Below are 14,802 nucleotides of genomic sequence, written 5' to 3' on the forward strand. Positions count from 1 at the left end.
GTGTTGGCTTTGCCGGACGATACCGGGGAGGGGCACATGCGTCTTGGGATTTATCAATGCGATGCGGGCGGTCTGTCGACAAGTGCGCGGCTGCGCGCGCTGGAGTTGCGGCTGGCGGAGCGCGAGGTCGACCTGATGGTCTGTCCGGAGCTGTTCCTGTCGGGCTACATGGGGGCCGATCACGCCGCGCTGGCCGAACCTGCGACGGGTCCGTTCTTTCAGGATGTGGCAGAGATGGCGAAGCGGCACGAGACGGCCGTGTGTTATGGCTATCCGGAAGTGGCGGATGGTGTCATCTACAACGCCGCGCGGCTGGTCGGTGCCGATGGCGCGGCGCTGGCCAACCACCGCAAGCGGTTGCCGTCGCCGGGCAGTTTCGAGGAAGAGACATTTGCCAACGGGGACAGCCTCACGCTGGTCGATCACGGCGGAATGCGGATCGCGATCATCATCTGCTACGAGGTCGAACTGCCCGAAAGCCTGCGCAAGGCGGCGCAGCACGGCGCCGAACTGGCGCTGGTGCCGACGGCGCTGGTCGATCAATGGGGCGTGGTGGCCGAGAAACTGGTGCCGACGCGGGCCTTCGAGAACGGGCTGTGGCTGGCCTATGCCAACCACGCGGGCGAGGAGGGCGGCGCGCGCTACCTCGGCGGCAGCCGGATCGTTGCGCCGGACGGCGTGGAGGAAGCCGTGGCCGGGGCCGAGGAGACCGTGATTGCCGCCAATGTCGACCCGGAGCGTGTGATGACGGCGCGCAACCGGCTGCCTTATCTGCGCGATGCAGTCAAATTGTGAAGCGCTGACGTGACAGGGCCTGCATTCGACGACGGCGAGTTGGCGGGTCGCGTGGCACGGTCCTGTGCGGTTCTGAAAGCGCAGGGGCTGGACGGGCTGCTGATCTCGGTGCCCGAGAGCATCTACTGGCTGACCGGCCTCGATCATTGGGGGTTCTTTGCGGCACATGTCCTGGTACTGAACGCGGATGGCGAAATGGCGCTCGTCTGCCGCGCCATGGAGGGGATCACGGTCGCCAACCAGGTGCGGAACGCGCGGTTCTATGGCCATGCGGACAACGAGGAATTGTCGGACCACGTGCTGCGGGCGATGGGCGATCTGGGTCTCAAGGGCGGGCGCGTCGGGATCGAGAAACGCAGCCTGTTCCTGACGCCGCGCCACGCGGGACGGATTATGCAGGGCGATGCGGACTGGAGCGACGGCTCGGGCCTGATTGACGACCTGCGGCTGGTGAAATCGCCCGTCGAGATGGCCTATACCCGCAAGGCGGCGCGGGCGGCGGACCTTGGCACGCTGGCCGCGATCGAGGCGGTCACGGATGGCGCAAGCGATTACGAGGTGGCGGCGGAATACCACCGCGCGGCGATCCTGGCCGAAAGCGAGTATCCCGGTTTCGGGCCGTTCTTTCGGCCCACGTCTCGGCTGGGCGAAGAGCACACGACGTGGCGCGGCGATGTTTTTCGCACGGGCGACGCGGTTTTCATGGAGACCTGCGGAGCCTATCGCAAGTACCAGGCGCCGATGGGACGGTTGGTCTATGTCGGCGCGGCGCCGGAAGGCGTGGAGCGGTCCGTCGAGTTGGCCATTGATGGCATGAAGGCGATCTGTGCCGCGCTGAAGCCGGGCGGCGTGGCGGGCGACGCCTATGCCGCGTGGCGCGAGGTGGCGGCGGTCGCGGGGCTGGCCGACTATAACCGACACCATTGCGGCTATCTGGTTGGGATCGGCTTTCCGCCAAGCTGGACCGGCGGGTCGATGGTGACCAGCCTCTTTCCCGGCTCCGAGCGCAGGCTGGAGGCGGGCATGGTCTTTCATGCCCACTCCTGGTTCACCAATACGGACGTCGTGGACTACTTCATATCCAACACGGTGATGCTGACAGAGGCGGGCGCCGAGGTTCTGACCGACCAGACGCCGGAGACGTTGATCGTGAGGGGCTAGGCCGGGGTTGCCCCCGGCCCATGCTATGCGCCTCAGGCCGCGCGGTTGCGGCGGCGCTGGCGGCGGGGTTTTTGCGCCGAAGAGGGGGCCTGACCTTGGCCGCCACCCTGGGCGGGCTTGCCGCCACGACGACGGTTGGACCCGTTGCCGCGTTTCTTTGGGCCGCGGCCCGGCTCGAAAGCAGGCGCTGTGCCGCTGGCGACGGGAACGGTGATCTTCATCACCTTCTCGATGTCGCGCAACAGGTCCGCTTCTTCGGGCGCGCAGAGCGAAATGGCCTCGCCTTCGCGGCCCGCCCGCGCTGTGCGGCCGATGCGGTGGACGTAATTGTCGGCCACTTCGGGCAGGTCGTAGTTGACCACGTAGGCGACGCCCGGAATGTCGATGCCGCGTGCGGCCACGTCGGTCGCCACGAGGATGTTGGTGGTGCCGTCGCGGAACGCCTTGAGCGCGCGGTCGCGCTGGCCCTGGCTCTTGTTGCCGTGGATCGAGGCGGCGTTGAAGCCGTCGGACACCAGCCCCTTCATCAGCCGTTCCGCGCCGTGCTTGGTACGCGAGAAGACGAGGGTCAGGGCGTGCGGGTCGTCGGCCAGGAGTTCACGCAGCTTGGCGGACTTGTCGTTCTTGGCCACGTGGTGCACCGACTGGGTGATCTTGTCGGCGGCCTTGCCCGGGGGCGAGACCTGCACCCGGCGGGGGTTGGTCAGGTAGGCGGCGGAGATCTCCTCCATCTGCTTGGGCATGGTGGCCGAGAACAGCATGGTCTGGCGCGGGCTGCCGAGATGCGGCGCGATCTTGCGCAGGGCGTGGATGAAGCCCATGTCGAGCATCTGGTCGGCCTCGTCCAGCACGAGGTGACGCGCGGTGGACAGGTCGAGCGCGCGGCGCTCCATCAGGTCGATAAGGCGGCCCGGCGTGGCGACGAGGATGTCGGTGCCGCGCGACAGAAGGCTGATCTGCTTGCCGATGGACTGACCGCCGACGACGGTGACGACGCGCAGCTTGGTGCCTTTCGTGAGACCGCGCAGCGACTCGGCGATCTGGTTCACCAGCTCGCGCGTCGGGGCGAGGATGAGGGCCTTGACGGTCTTCTCGGCCGGTTTGCCGGGCGCATCGAGCAGGTGCTGGATGAGCGGCAGGCCGAACGCCAGCGTCTTGCCGGTGCCGGTCTGGGCGAGGCCCATGACGTCGTGGCCTTCGAGGGCCAGGGGAATGGCCTTGTTCTGGATGGGCGTCGGCTCTGTCAGGCCGGCGGTCTTCAGGGCGGTGTTGAGTTCGGGCGCGAGGCCCAGCATGTCGAAATCGTACAAGTCGTATCCTTTGCGGGCCACGCGGCGTCGTGCCGGTGACCAAGAGACATGGCCCGCACGGGATGCGCGGGCGCAAGGGTTGCGCGGACACTTTAAGAAGGAGCGGGCGGATCCCGCGCCATCTGGCGCCGCATCAGAAACCCTGCGTGATGGGGGAACTGGAAAATCAGGCTGGTTGCTGGTTCGGGCGGTTCACCCGGCTCACGCGCAATCGCAGCGATGAGCGACAGATGGGGGATCGGGGGCTAAGTGTCAAGCAATACCTAAAGCGTTTCGCCTTTACCCTGATCCATCAGCGAAAGGCGAAACGCTTTAGAATTTTCGGAATTGCAGCAGTGGGTGATGCGTGGCGGGCGCGGCGAAGTCGGGTGCGAGCCCGTTTCCACCCCCTACACGGCCAGTTTCGTCGTCTACAGTCTTCGTTTGTGATATGAACTGGTCCAAGGATGGTATGAATGCGGAAAACAAAATTCGTTCTTGCTTTCTTCGTGGCCATGCTTGCGCAGCAAGCTGATAGTTTTGGAAAGCGATCAGAACGAGATCAGGCAAGAGAACAGCACGTCTCTCAAGACGGCGCAATGTACGCCACATTCAAAACTCCGACGGGCCAAAGCATCGCATCGAATAATCGGATTTCAGGGAAGTGGTACCATGCGATAAGTTGCCCTGCTTGGTCCGGTCGCTACATCTACCACATACGCCAATACCCTGGCGGGGCACTTCAGGGGTTTTCGGTTGGGATAAGCTTTGGGGCGAAGGGACGCTCGAGCGAGATAATCGCAGGGAAAGCATTGGATGGAAAGTTTGAGTTCATGGAGCGTGCGGATGCGACCTTCATTGCGGTTTACAATGGTATGGTCGGGGAAGACGGCGCGAAACTGTCAGGCACCTATATCAACTCAAGATCAGGGGTACCATGCCACTTTGTAATGAAACGGTTCTAAGGGCGGAAGAACTTTCATTTCATTAGAGGCAAGGATCAATCAGATATCCGCTTCGTCCCGCGTAGCAGACATTGAGTGGCCAATGAAAAAGGCGCCGCGGGATGCCCCCGGGCGCCTTTCTATTGGGTGCGCATCGCGATCAGCTCTTGGCCGGTTCGTTCGCGGGGGCAGGCGCCGGCGAGGCCGCTTGCTGGGCCGGGGCGGCTTGTTTCTTTCCGCCGGCGTTGAGCGGGTCGTCCTGGCGTTGCACCGAACCCTCGAAATGGGCGCCGGATTCGATGGCGATGGTTTTGTGGATGATGTCGCCTTCGACGCGGGCGGTCGAGGTCAGGCGCACTTTCAGGCCACGCACACGGCCGACGATGCGGCCATTGATCACGACGTCATCGGCGATGATTTCGCCCTTGATCGTGGCGCTTTCGCCGATGGTCAGCAGGTGAGCGCGAATGTCGCCCTCGACAGTGCCTTCGACTTGAACGTCGCCGGTGGTCTTGAGGTTGCCGGTGACGTGAAGATCGGGCGACAGGACCGAGGCGGGGGGCTTGGCCTTGGGGGCCGCGGCCTTGAACTCGCCACTGCTGGGTTTCTCGGTGGTGTCCTTGCGCGGCTCGGCCGGCGCGGCGGGTTTGGCCGCAGAATCCGGCTTTGGCGCGGGGTCGTTGATTTTGCTCTTAGAAAACATCTCTTGCAGCCTTGATGTAGATCATGGGGTTGACGGCCTTGCCGCCGACACGGACCTCGTAGTGTAGATGGGTGCCGGTGGAACGTCCAGTGCTCCCCATATCACCAATTCGATCCCCGCGCGAGACCCTTTGGCCCTTCCGCACGTGCAGCTTGGACATGTGGGCGTAGCGCGTCTCGATTCCGAACTCGTGCTGGATCTTCACAAGGCGGCCATATCCCGACTGCCAGCCGGCGTGAACGACCACGCCATCGGCGGTGGAAAAGATCGGAGTACCATGCGGCGCGGCGAAATCAGTGCCGGAATGCATCCGGCCCCAGCGCATGCCGAAGCCAGACGTGAAGCGGAAGGACGACCTGACCGGCATCGCGAAGGGCGCCTTCTGGGCGGCGATGCGATACAGGTTCAGCTTGTCCATGCCCTGAAGGATGCCGTTCGCGCGGCGGGTATCAGCCGAAGGGTCTTCGCCCCGGGTCGAGAAGTTGAGCGGCATCAGGGGGCCGCCCTGGCCGGAATATCCCGAGCGCACGGTGTCCAGGAGCCGATCGGGGTTCATGCCGGCGGCGGTGAACATCTTGTCCAGCGGCTCGACCGAAATCGTCATAGCCTCTTCCAGTTGGCGGAAAATCTGGTCGTTCTGGTCCTGCATCAGCTGGATCTGGGTGGCCATCTCGTCGGCCCGCAACAGCGCATCCTGCGCGTCGGCGGTGACCTGGTCGCGCTCTTGCGCGGTGGCGGCAAGCTGGGACGACAGGAACTCTACCATCGGGTCCTCGCCCGCGCTGCCCGATTGGCCGGGCAGGGGCGTGTCGCCGGAATTGTCGATTGCTTCGGCAAGCTGTGCGGCCTCGTTGCGGGCGCTGTCACGGTCTTTCATGGTGCGGCGCAGGGTCGACTGGATCACCTCGATCCCGGTCTCAAGCTCGCGCCGGCGGGTTTCGGAGGTCAGGAGTTCGGTCTGCATCACCGAAATCTGTTCCAGCGCCGAGTTGAAGCGGTTCTGGGCCGCCAGCGCCTCGTCGGCGCGCTTGTCGCGTTCGTCTTCCAGCGCGTTCAGCCGGGCCTCGTAGGTGCGCTGGTCGCGCTTGGCCTGCTCGCGGAAATTGCCCGATCCGATCGAGTCCATCACCAAAACGGCGGTGGCGATGATCGCCCAGGCCACGATGGCCGAAGCGCCGGTGAAGGCGATAAGCTGTGTCGCGGGCCGCAGCCGGATGAAGCGGGTGTCTGTGTCGGACCGCAGGAAAACGCGGCGTTCCGGAAAGTGTTTTTCCAGGATGTGGTTCAGCTTGATCAAAAATCGTCTGCGCAAGATTGAGTCCGTCCCTTTCAACCTCTCCCAATGTCGATGCTCAAACCTGTGCCGCGTTCTGGGGTGCGACAGTGTCCATTCTAGGCCGGATGGTCCGGTGGCATCGTCCGGGGTTGGGTACACAGGCCTTCACTATTGGGCAAGGATTTTGACCGCCCATCGCGGGCCGATCGGCGATTTGGCCCGGAACTGGCAGAAAATTGCCGATTCTTAAGGGCTTGATGGCATGAATGCGCTATCAAGCCCCGGTTTTGCGCTCTGCCAAGGGCCAGTAAAAGTCGGGGGGAAGGCCCGCTTCGGCGCGTTTTTCCTCGTTGAAGGGCGGCTTCAGGCCCCCGTGGAAATAGCGGCGGACAAGGTCGTGGAAGGCGTCCTTGGGGTCCATTTCGTGTCGGCCGCAGAGGAAGTGAAACCACTTGGAGCCATAGGCGACGTGCCCCACTTCCTCGGCGTAGATCACCTTCAGCGCCTCGACCGTCCGGTCCTCGCCGGCGGTCTCGAACAGGTCAATCATGCCCGGCGTCACGTCGAGACCGCGCGCCTCGAGCACCATGGGCACGACGGCGAGGCGGCCCATGAAATCCTCTGCAGTATCCTCGGCGGCGCGCCACATGCCGGCATGGGCGTCGAGTGCGCCGTAGTGGCTGCCCTTCGCCTCCAGGCAGTCACATACCAGGTTGAAATGCTTGGATTCCTCGTCAGCCGATTTGACCCAGTCGTCGTAGAACCCGAGCGGCATCTTCGTGTCGGTGAAGCGCGCGACGATGTCCCAGTGCAGGTCGACGGCATTGAGTTCGATATGGGCCACCGCGTGAAGAATCGCCAGCCGGCCAGGCGCGGTGCCCGGGCGGCGGCGCGGCACGTCGCGCGGGTCCAGCAGGCGGGGCAAGTCGGGACGCGCGGGCCTTGGCGGCGGCGTGGCGTGACCCACCGGCAAATCCTGTCCGGCCGCGCGGGCGGCGAACCAGGTTTCAGCATGGCGTCGCGACAGCGCGGTCTTTTCGCGCCCGTCGGCGGTGGACAGCACCTCGACGGCCATTGCGGCAAGGCTTTGGGATGTCAAAGCGCGCGCACCGCGTCCAGCACCTCCTCGGCGTGGCCGTCGACCTTCACCTTGGGCCAGATCCGGGCGATCATGCCGTCCTGGTCGATCAGCACGGTCGTGCGCTCGATCCCCATGAAGGTCTTGCCGTACATCTTTTTTTCCTTCCAGACGCCGTAATCCTCGCACACATGCGTATCAGCGTCAGACAGAAGGGGAATGCCCAGCTCATGCTTGTCGCGGAACTTGTCGTGCTTGGCCACGGTATCCTTGGAAATGCCGAAGATCTTTGCGCCGACCGCGTCGAACTCTTCAACGAGGCCGGTGAAGGCAATGGCCTCCTTGGTGCAGCCGGGCGTGTCGTCCTTGGGGTAGAAATACAGGACCACCGGCGCCGGGCGCTGATCGGACAGGGTGACAAGGTCGCCGCCGTCGCGCGGCAGGGCAAAATCGGGGGCCGGTTGACCGGTCTCGAGCATGCGGATTCTCCAATGAGTAAAAAGTGAGTTTCAAATTAACGCGTGAGCGGCAAGAATAAAGACGTGGGAGCAGGCAAAAGCGCGGTCAACGCGCGGCAACGGGAAAATGAGCGACGCAACGCAGAAGAAACCACGTGGCAAACGCCTCAAACGGTTCGGTCTCTGGAGTGCCGGACTGATCCTTGTGCTGTGCCTTGGCCTGAGCGTTGCGGTCATGGCGATGATCGGCACGCGGGTGTCGGCGCCGGAATGGGTGCGCGAGCGCGTGACGCGCGAAGTCAACGCGGCCGTCGATGGCATATCGCTGCATTTCGGCGACATGGCCGTGGTGGTCGAGGAAGGCTGGGTGCCGCGCCTGTCGTTGCAGGATGTGATGGTGCGCGACGAGACCGGCCTGCCCATTGCCAGCCTGTCGGACGTGCAGGGCACGGTCGATCTGCAGGCCCTACTGCAGGGCCAGTTGCAGCCGAGTGCCGTGCATCTGTCGGGGGCGCAGCTTACCTTTCGCCGCGATGACAGTGGCGAAGTGGGCATGACGCTAGGTGATGCCGCTGCGGCTGAACGGGAACCGGTGACCGTGGCCGGACTGGCCGAACGGCTGGACGACGTCCTGAACCGCCCGGCCTTTCACAAGCTGGCGCGGATCGAGGCCACGAACGTCTCGCTGCGCTACGAGGACGAGCGCACCGAGCGGGCCTGGACCGCCGATGGCGGCCGGCTGGATGTCACGCGCGAAGGCGACGACATCCGCCTGCGTGGGGATTTCGCCCTGATCGGCGCACGGGATTACGCCACCACGCTGGCGTTGAACTATACCGGCCGACTGGGCAACGCCGAGTCCGAGGTCGGCCTGAGTTTCGAGGACATGCCGGCACGAGACGTGGCGGGGCAGTCGCCCGCACTGGCCTGGCTCGACGCGATAGACGCGCCGATTTCCGGCGCGTTGCGGGCGTCGGTGGACGCGGAGGGCAAGCTTGGCCCGCTCAGCGCCACGCTGCAGATCGGCGCGGGCGCGGTGAAGCCGAACGCCGCGACCGCGCCCATCGCGTTTTCTTCGGTGCGCAGTTACTTCACCTATGATCCGGCCGAGCACAGGATCCGGTTCAACGAACTGTCCATCGACAGCAAGTGGGTCAAGACCAGCGCCACGGGCCATGCCTACCTGGTTGGCATGGAAAACGGCTGGCCCAGCGAAATCCTGCTGCAGGTCGGTCTGGACGAGGTGGAGGCCAACCCGATGGACCTGTACGCCGAGGCGATCTCGCTGAATGCCGCGCGGATGGACATGCGCCTGCAACTGGATCCGTTCGTGCTGACGCTTGGTGAACTGAGTCTCAGCGATCAGGACGGTGTTCTGCGTTTCAATGGCGAGGCGCGGGCCGAGCCCGACGGCTGGGATGTGACGCTGGACGGTCACATGGACCGGATCGACCCGGACCGCCTGATGCAGCTTTGGCCCGAGCGGCTGGAGGAAAAGACCCGCGATTGGATCACCAAGAACGTCCGCGCGGCTGAACTGAAGAACATTCAGCTTGCCCTGCGCTCGCTGCCCAAGCGCAGCCCGGATTTTTTCCTGGGTTTCGATTTCGAGAAGTTCAGCACTCAGTTCATCAAGAATTTCCCGGTGATCGAGAACGCGCATGGGCACGCGTCGCTGTTGGACAACCGTTTCGTGGTGTCGGCACTGGGGGGATATGTGACTGCGCCACAGGGCGGCCGGGTCGATATCACCGGTACCAGTTTCGACATCCCCGACGTGACGGTGAAACGGACGCCCGCGCAGGTCAATCTGCGCACGCGGAGCACGATCACCGCCGCCTTGTCGCTGCTGGACGAGCCGCCGCTGGAGTTCCTGACCAAGGCGGGGCGCGAGGTCACATTGGCCGACGGTATGGCGGAGCTGCAGGGTGTGCTCGACCTGCGCCTGCTGGACAAGCTGACGGTCGAGGACGTGGAGTTCGACATCGCCGGCACGCTGCGGGACGTGCGCAGCGAGGTGCTGGTGCCCGGGCGGGTGCTGTCCGCGTCGGCGCTGGACGTGGCGCTGGCCGACGACATGCTGAGTGTCGCGGGCGCGGGGCGCATCGGGCAGGTGCCGTTCGACGGTCGATTCGAGACCGACATCAGCCCGGGCGCGAACACCAGCACCGTGCGCGGCTGGATCGAACTGTCGGAGCGGTTCGCCGAGGAGTTCGGCATCGGCCTGCCACCGGGCAGTGTGACGGGGGCGGGCCGGGCCGATATGGAGATTGACTTTGAAAAGGGCGCGCCAGGGGTGTTCCGGTTAAGCTCGACGCTGGCCGGGGTCGGATTGCGCGTGCCGCAGCTTGACTGGGCGGTATCGCAGGGCGGCACTGGTCGGCTGGAGGCATCGGGGCGGCTGGGGGAGCCGCCCTCTATCGACCGGCTGGAGATTTCGGCCGCGGGGCTGAACGCCCGAGGTGCCGTCACCTTGCGCGACAGCGGACAGCTTGACCGGGCCTCGTTTTCGCAGGTTCAGGTCGGGAACTGGCTGAGCGCCCCGGTGGAACTGGTCGGGCGCGGGGCGGGCGTGACCCCGGCGGTGCGCGTGCTGGGCGGCTCCGTGGACCTGCGCCAGACTTCGCTGGGCGGCGATGGCGGCGGCGGACAGCAGCGGGCGCGGCGCGGCGGTCCGGTGTCGCTGGCGCTGGACCGGTTGCAGATTTCGGACGGGATCGCTCTGACGGATTTCCGCGCCGAGCTGGACATGTCGCGCGGCGCGGATGGCAGTTTCACCGGCAGGGTCAATGGCCTGGCGCAGATCACCGGGCGGGTCATCCCGCAAGGTGGGCGCAGCGCCTTTCGTATCCAGGCCGAAGATGCGGCAGGCGTGCTGGTATCGGCGGGGCTGGTCAAGGGTGCCCGCAACGGCAAGCTGGACGTCACGCTGGTGCCGGGCAAGGGGCCGGGCATCTACGAGGGCAAGCTGACGGCCAAGGGCGCGATGCGCCTCAAGGACGCCCCGTCGATGGCGGCCCTGCTGAACGCGCTGACGGTGGTGGGCTTGCTTGAGCAGCTGGGCGGAGACGGCATCCATTTCGAGCTGCTCGAAGCGCGGTTCCAGCTTTCGCCCGATCGCGTCACCCTGTATTCGAGCAGCGCGGTGGGCGCGGCAATGGGCATCACGATGGACGGGTATTACTTCTTGGAAAGCGGGCAGATGGACATGCAGGGCGTGATTTCCCCGGTCTACGTGGTGAATGCCGTGGGCGGGCTCTTTACCCGGCGGGGCGAGGGGCTGTTCGGCTTCAACTACACGCTCAAGGGGCCGGCCCGCAGCCCGCGGGTCAGCGTGAACCCGCTGTCGGCCTTCACGCCGGGCATGTTCCGCGAGTTGTTCCGCCGTCCCGCACCGAGCCTGCCGCAATCGACGCGGCCCGCGCAGGGCGGTCCGGTGAACGAAGGCAGGCCACAGTCGCAAGCACCGCAGAGCAACTCGCGCGTGCGCGACTTCGACAATCGCGAAAACGGCCGATGAAGCTGTCGGATTTCGATTTCGACCTGCCCGAGGCGCTGATTGCGACCCGGCCCGCAAGGCCGAGACCGTCGGCGCGGTTGCTGGTGGCGCAGGGGGACAGGATCACCGATGCGCGGGTCTATGACCTCGGTCAGTACCTTCGGCCCGGCGACCGGTTGATCCTGAACAACACCAAGGTGATCCCGGCGCGGCTGTCCGGAGTGCGGCGGCGCGAGAGTGCCCAGGGAAACACCGAGGCGCGGATCGAGGTGACGCTGCTGGACGCCACGCCCGAGGGTGACTGGCAGGCCATGATCAAGCCGCTCAAGAAGCTGCGGATCGGCGAGACCGTGCGGTTCGACGCGGGGTTGGAGGCGACGCTGCTGGACAAGGACGACGGGCAGGGCGTGCTGCGCTTCAACCTGTTCGGCGACGATTTCGACGTGGCACTGAACGCGGCGGGCGCGATGCCGTTGCCGCCCTACATCGCCAGCAAACGCGCCGCCGATGACCGCGACCGGGACGATTATCAGACCGTCTTCGCCAAGGAGACCGGCGCGGTGGCGGCCCCCACCGCAAGCCTGCATTTCGACGATGACCTTCTGGCCGGGCTGGCAGCGCAAGGTGTGGCGTTCACCGAAGTCACCCTGCATGTCGGCGCGGGAACCTTTTTGCCGGTCAAGGTCGAGGATGTGACGACGCACCGCATGCATGCCGAGTGGGGCGAGGTCAGCGAGGCCGCTGCCGCCGAAATTGCCGCCACCAGAGCGGAGGGCGGGCGGGTCATTCCCGTCGGTACCACGGCACTGCGCCTGATCGAGAGCGCCGCCCGCAATGGGACGATCGCGCCCTGGCGGGGCGAGACCGATATATTCATCTATCCCGGTTTCGAGTTTCAGGTCACCGATGCGCTGATGACAAATTTCCACCTGCCCAAAAGCACGCTGATGATGCTGGTCAGCGCCCTGATGGGGCCGGGCCGGATTAAGGATATATACACTCACGCGATCCAGAATGAGTATCGATTCTTCTCCTACGGGGATTCGTCTCTGCTGGTGCCGCAGGACGGGAGGAGGACAGAATGAAACTCAACAAGGTGCCGGGATTCGTCAGCCGCGTCATGTGGGTGGGGTTGATTACCAGCGCGGCGCTGTTGATCCTGAACTACGTGATCGCGGGGCTTGTCTGTGCATCCATCGTCTTTGCCGCCAACCTTGCTCTCAAGCGCGAGCCGGTCAAGCTATGGGTGTTTCGCGTGCTTACAGGCATGTCGAAGGAAGAGCTGGAGCGCGCGACATTGGCCGACGCTCAGGCCGGAGGATCCGCCTCGGACCGTGGCACGCGCGACCCCGACGACCCGCCCGCCAGCTGAAAACCCGGCCGGGACGCGCCGCCGCGCGGGGTTTCGCGCAGGGGCGTCGTCGGTCGGCGCGGGCGCTGTTGAAACCTCCGGAAAACACTGGCAAGGCCTGCATCAGCGACGGATCGAGTCGCGATTGAGGCAGACCCGTTGTGTAACGCCCCGCTAGACGGGCACAAAGTTATTGGAGCATCCGCATGTTTTCCGTTCTTTCCAGCGCCTGGGCCCTGCTCCTGGGCATGATGCTCTTGCAGGTCGGCAACGGCATGCAAGGCACGCTTCTGGGTGTGCGCGGCCAGATGGAAGGCTTTTCCACGCTGGAAATGTCGCTGGTGATGTCGGGCTATTTCCTGGGCTTCCTGTTCGGGTCGCGCAAGGCGCCGGACATGATCCGGCGGGTGGGGCACGTGCGGGTCTTTGCGGCTCTGGCCTCGATGATTTCGGCTGTGATGATCCTTTATCCGGCCTTCGCCAACCCCTGGGCCTGGGGCGTGGGGCGCGTTCTGATCGGCTTTTGCTTTTCCGGCGTGTACGTGACGGCGGAAAGCTGGCTGAACAACGCTGCCACGAACGACAATCGCGGCAAGGCGCTGTCGCTGTACATGATCGTGCAGATGGTGGGCATCGTCAGCGCACAGGCGCTGATGCTGACCGCGGATCCCGGCGGCTTTGTTTTGTTCATCATCCCGTCGGTACTGATCTCATTGTCCTTCGCGCCCATTCTGCTGTCGATCAGCCCGACGCCGGCCTTCGACACCACCAAGCCCATGACCCTGCGCGAGATCATGAAGATCTCTCCGCTGGGCTGTGTCGGCATGTTCCTTTTGGGCGGGGTCTTTGCCGCGCAGTTCGGCATGGCGGCGGTCTACGGCGCCGAAGCCGGGCTGACCGTGGGGCAGATCTCGACCTTCGTCGCGACGTTTTACGTGGGTGCAATGCTGGTGCAGTACCCGCTGGGCTGGTTGTCGGACAGGATGGACCGGCGGCTGCTGATCCTGATCGCGGCGGCGATTGCGGCGCTTGGCGCGGTGATCGGCATGGCGCTGGGCAGCGTGTTCTGGCTCTTGCTGGTGGCGGCCTTCCTCGTGGGCGGGATGTCGAATCCGCTCTATTCGTTGCTCATTGCCTACACCAACGACTTTCTCGGCTTCGACGACATGGCGGCCGCAGCAGGGGGCATGGTGTTCATCAACGGGCTGGGCGCGGTGTTCGGACCCATCATCACCGGGTGGATCATGGGGGTGATTGGTCCCAGCGGGTATTTCCTGCACATCGCGACCCTGTGCACGATGATGGCGGCCTATGCGGCCTACCGTATGACGCAGCGGGCCGCACCCTCGGCGGACGACACCGAAAGCTATACCGCCGTCATGCCGAGCGCATCACCCATGGCGGTGACCTATGCGCAGGAAGTTGCCATGGAGGCGGCGGAGGAAAACGACGTGGATGGACAGGCCGCGTGAGACTGCACATATGCACGGCACAGGCAGGCGAATGTCACGAAAGGTTGCCATTGTTGCAATTCTTTACTGTCCCTGGGGCCGGGGATGTCGTTAACCTGTTACATATGCGTGCTGCCCACTACGGGAGGATAGGATGACAGCGCCCGAAGATATATTGAGTTTCTGGCTCGACGAGGTCGGGCCGAAGGGCTGGTACGAGGCGTCCGACAAACTAGACAAGAGCGTGCGGGACAGGTTTCTCGATGCCTATCACCGCGCCTGCGACGGCACCAACGGGCTGTGGCTGACCTATCCCAACGGGACGTTGGCCTATATCATCCTGATGGACCAGTTCCCGCGCAACATGTTCCGCGATGACGCGCAGGCCTTTGCGACCGACAAGTTCGGGCTGGCCGCGGCCAAGGCGGCGATCAACAAGGGCTGGGACACGCGTATCGACGAACCGGCGCGGCAGTTCTTCTATCTTCCGTTGATGCATTCGGAAAACCTGTGCGATCAGGATCGTTGCGTGCGCCTGATCTGCGAGCGGATGCCCGAAGGCGGCGACGACAACCTGTTGCATGCGCGCGCGCATCGCGAAGTGATCCGCAGGTTCGGCCGCTTCCCGCACCGAAACGAGGCGCTGGGCCGCACGAGTTCGGACGCCGAGAAGGCCTTCATGAAAAAGGGCGGTTACGGCAGCGTGGTGCGCGAGTTGCAGGACGCTGACGCCGCCGCCTGACGTTCCATACGCGATACCCTGGAAAACATGGACAAACCGCGCTGGCCCGTGGCAT

Annotated in this window: 13 protein-coding genes; 8 read left to right on the top strand and 5 right to left on the bottom strand. The window is 64.7% G+C overall.

Annotated elements, in window-relative coordinates:
* Positions 1 to 36: 36 nt before the first annotated feature.
* The gene (locus RBB18_RS03160) at positions 37 to 795 is read left to right on the top strand and encodes a nitrilase-related carbon-nitrogen hydrolase (RefSeq protein WP_306110571.1); all 759 of its coding nucleotides are present in this window, start codon (positions 37 to 39) and stop codon (positions 793 to 795) included.
* Positions 796 to 804: 9 nt separating this feature from the next.
* A complete protein-coding gene (locus tag RBB18_RS03165) occupies positions 805 to 1,956 on the top strand; it encodes a Xaa-Pro peptidase family protein (RefSeq protein WP_306110570.1) in 1,152 nt (383 codons plus the stop codon).
* A gap of 32 nt (positions 1,957 to 1,988) precedes the next feature.
* Here the strand turns inward: RBB18_RS03165 and RBB18_RS03170 are convergent, their stop codons facing one another.
* Positions 1,989 to 3,266, bottom strand: a complete 1,278-nt coding sequence (locus tag RBB18_RS03170) for a DEAD/DEAH box helicase (protein WP_274592009.1) — start codon at positions 3,264 to 3,266, stop codon at positions 1,989 to 1,991.
* A 455-nt stretch (positions 3,267 to 3,721) separates the two neighbouring features.
* Here RBB18_RS03170 and RBB18_RS03175 point away from each other — a divergent pair, with 455 nt between their 5' ends.
* Entirely contained in the window at positions 3,722 to 4,210 is a 489-nt protein-coding gene (locus RBB18_RS03175) for a hypothetical protein (RefSeq protein ID WP_306110569.1), read from the top strand.
* A gap of 139 nt (positions 4,211 to 4,349) precedes the next feature.
* Here RBB18_RS03175 and RBB18_RS03180 read toward each other — a convergent pair whose 3' ends face one another.
* The 4 genes from RBB18_RS03180 to bcp all read right to left on the bottom strand — a co-directional run bounded on the left by RBB18_RS03180 (position 4,350) and on the right by bcp (position 7,725).
* Complete coding sequence (locus tag RBB18_RS03180) at positions 4,350 to 4,892, bottom strand: polymer-forming cytoskeletal protein (RefSeq protein ID WP_103761463.1); 543 nt, start codon at positions 4,890 to 4,892, stop codon at positions 4,350 to 4,352.
* A complete protein-coding gene (locus RBB18_RS03185; protein ID WP_274592007.1) occupies positions 4,882 to 6,204 on the bottom strand; it encodes a M23 family metallopeptidase in 1,323 nt (440 codons plus the stop codon). Before RBB18_RS03185 ends, RBB18_RS03180 begins: the two co-directional genes overlap by 11 nt.
* A 238-nt stretch (positions 6,205 to 6,442) precedes the next feature.
* Positions 6,443 to 7,243 (bottom strand): ferritin-like domain-containing protein, encoded by an 801-nt coding sequence (locus tag RBB18_RS03190; RefSeq protein ID WP_306110608.1) that lies wholly within the window; start codon positions 7,241 to 7,243, stop codon positions 6,443 to 6,445.
* 20 nt (positions 7,244 to 7,263) lie between these two features.
* Positions 7,264 to 7,725 carry a thioredoxin-dependent thiol peroxidase gene (gene bcp, locus RBB18_RS03195; protein ID WP_103761461.1) on the bottom strand — a complete coding sequence of 154 codons (462 nt, stop codon included), beginning with the start codon at positions 7,723 to 7,725 and terminating at the stop codon, positions 7,264 to 7,266.
* Positions 7,726 to 7,831: 106 nt separating this feature from the next.
* Here bcp and RBB18_RS03200 point away from each other — a divergent pair, with 106 nt between their 5' ends.
* The 5 genes from RBB18_RS03200 (at position 7,832) to RBB18_RS03220 (ending at position 14,747) form a co-directional block, all read left to right on the top strand.
* Positions 7,832 to 11,224: a DUF3971 domain-containing protein gene (locus tag RBB18_RS03200; protein ID WP_306110568.1), complete on the top strand. Its 3,393-nt coding sequence runs from the start codon at positions 7,832 to 7,834 to the stop codon at positions 11,222 to 11,224.
* On the top strand, positions 11,221 to 12,288 hold the full coding sequence (gene queA / locus RBB18_RS03205; protein ID WP_306110567.1) for a tRNA preQ1(34) S-adenosylmethionine ribosyltransferase-isomerase QueA: 1,068 nt from the start codon (positions 11,221 to 11,223) through the stop codon (positions 12,286 to 12,288). The genes RBB18_RS03200 and queA overlap by 4 nt, the downstream gene beginning before the upstream one ends.
* Entirely contained in the window at positions 12,285 to 12,575 is a 291-nt protein-coding gene (locus RBB18_RS03210) for a hypothetical protein (protein ID WP_103761458.1), read from the top strand. The genes queA and RBB18_RS03210 overlap by 4 nt, the downstream gene beginning before the upstream one ends.
* Positions 12,576 to 12,760: 185 nt before the next feature.
* The gene (locus RBB18_RS03215) at positions 12,761 to 14,026 is read left to right on the top strand and encodes an MFS transporter (protein ID WP_306110566.1); all 1,266 of its coding nucleotides are present in this window, start codon (positions 12,761 to 12,763) and stop codon (positions 14,024 to 14,026) included.
* 133 nt (positions 14,027 to 14,159) lie between these two features.
* On the top strand, positions 14,160 to 14,747 hold the full coding sequence (locus RBB18_RS03220; protein WP_103761456.1) for a DUF924 family protein: 588 nt from the start codon (positions 14,160 to 14,162) through the stop codon (positions 14,745 to 14,747).
* Positions 14,748 to 14,802: the final 55 nt, after the last annotated feature.

The sequence above is a fragment of the Roseovarius sp. MMSF_3298 genome (assembly GCF_030733705.1).
Classification (GTDB): domain Bacteria; phylum Pseudomonadota; class Alphaproteobacteria; order Rhodobacterales; family Rhodobacteraceae; genus Roseovarius; species Roseovarius confluentis.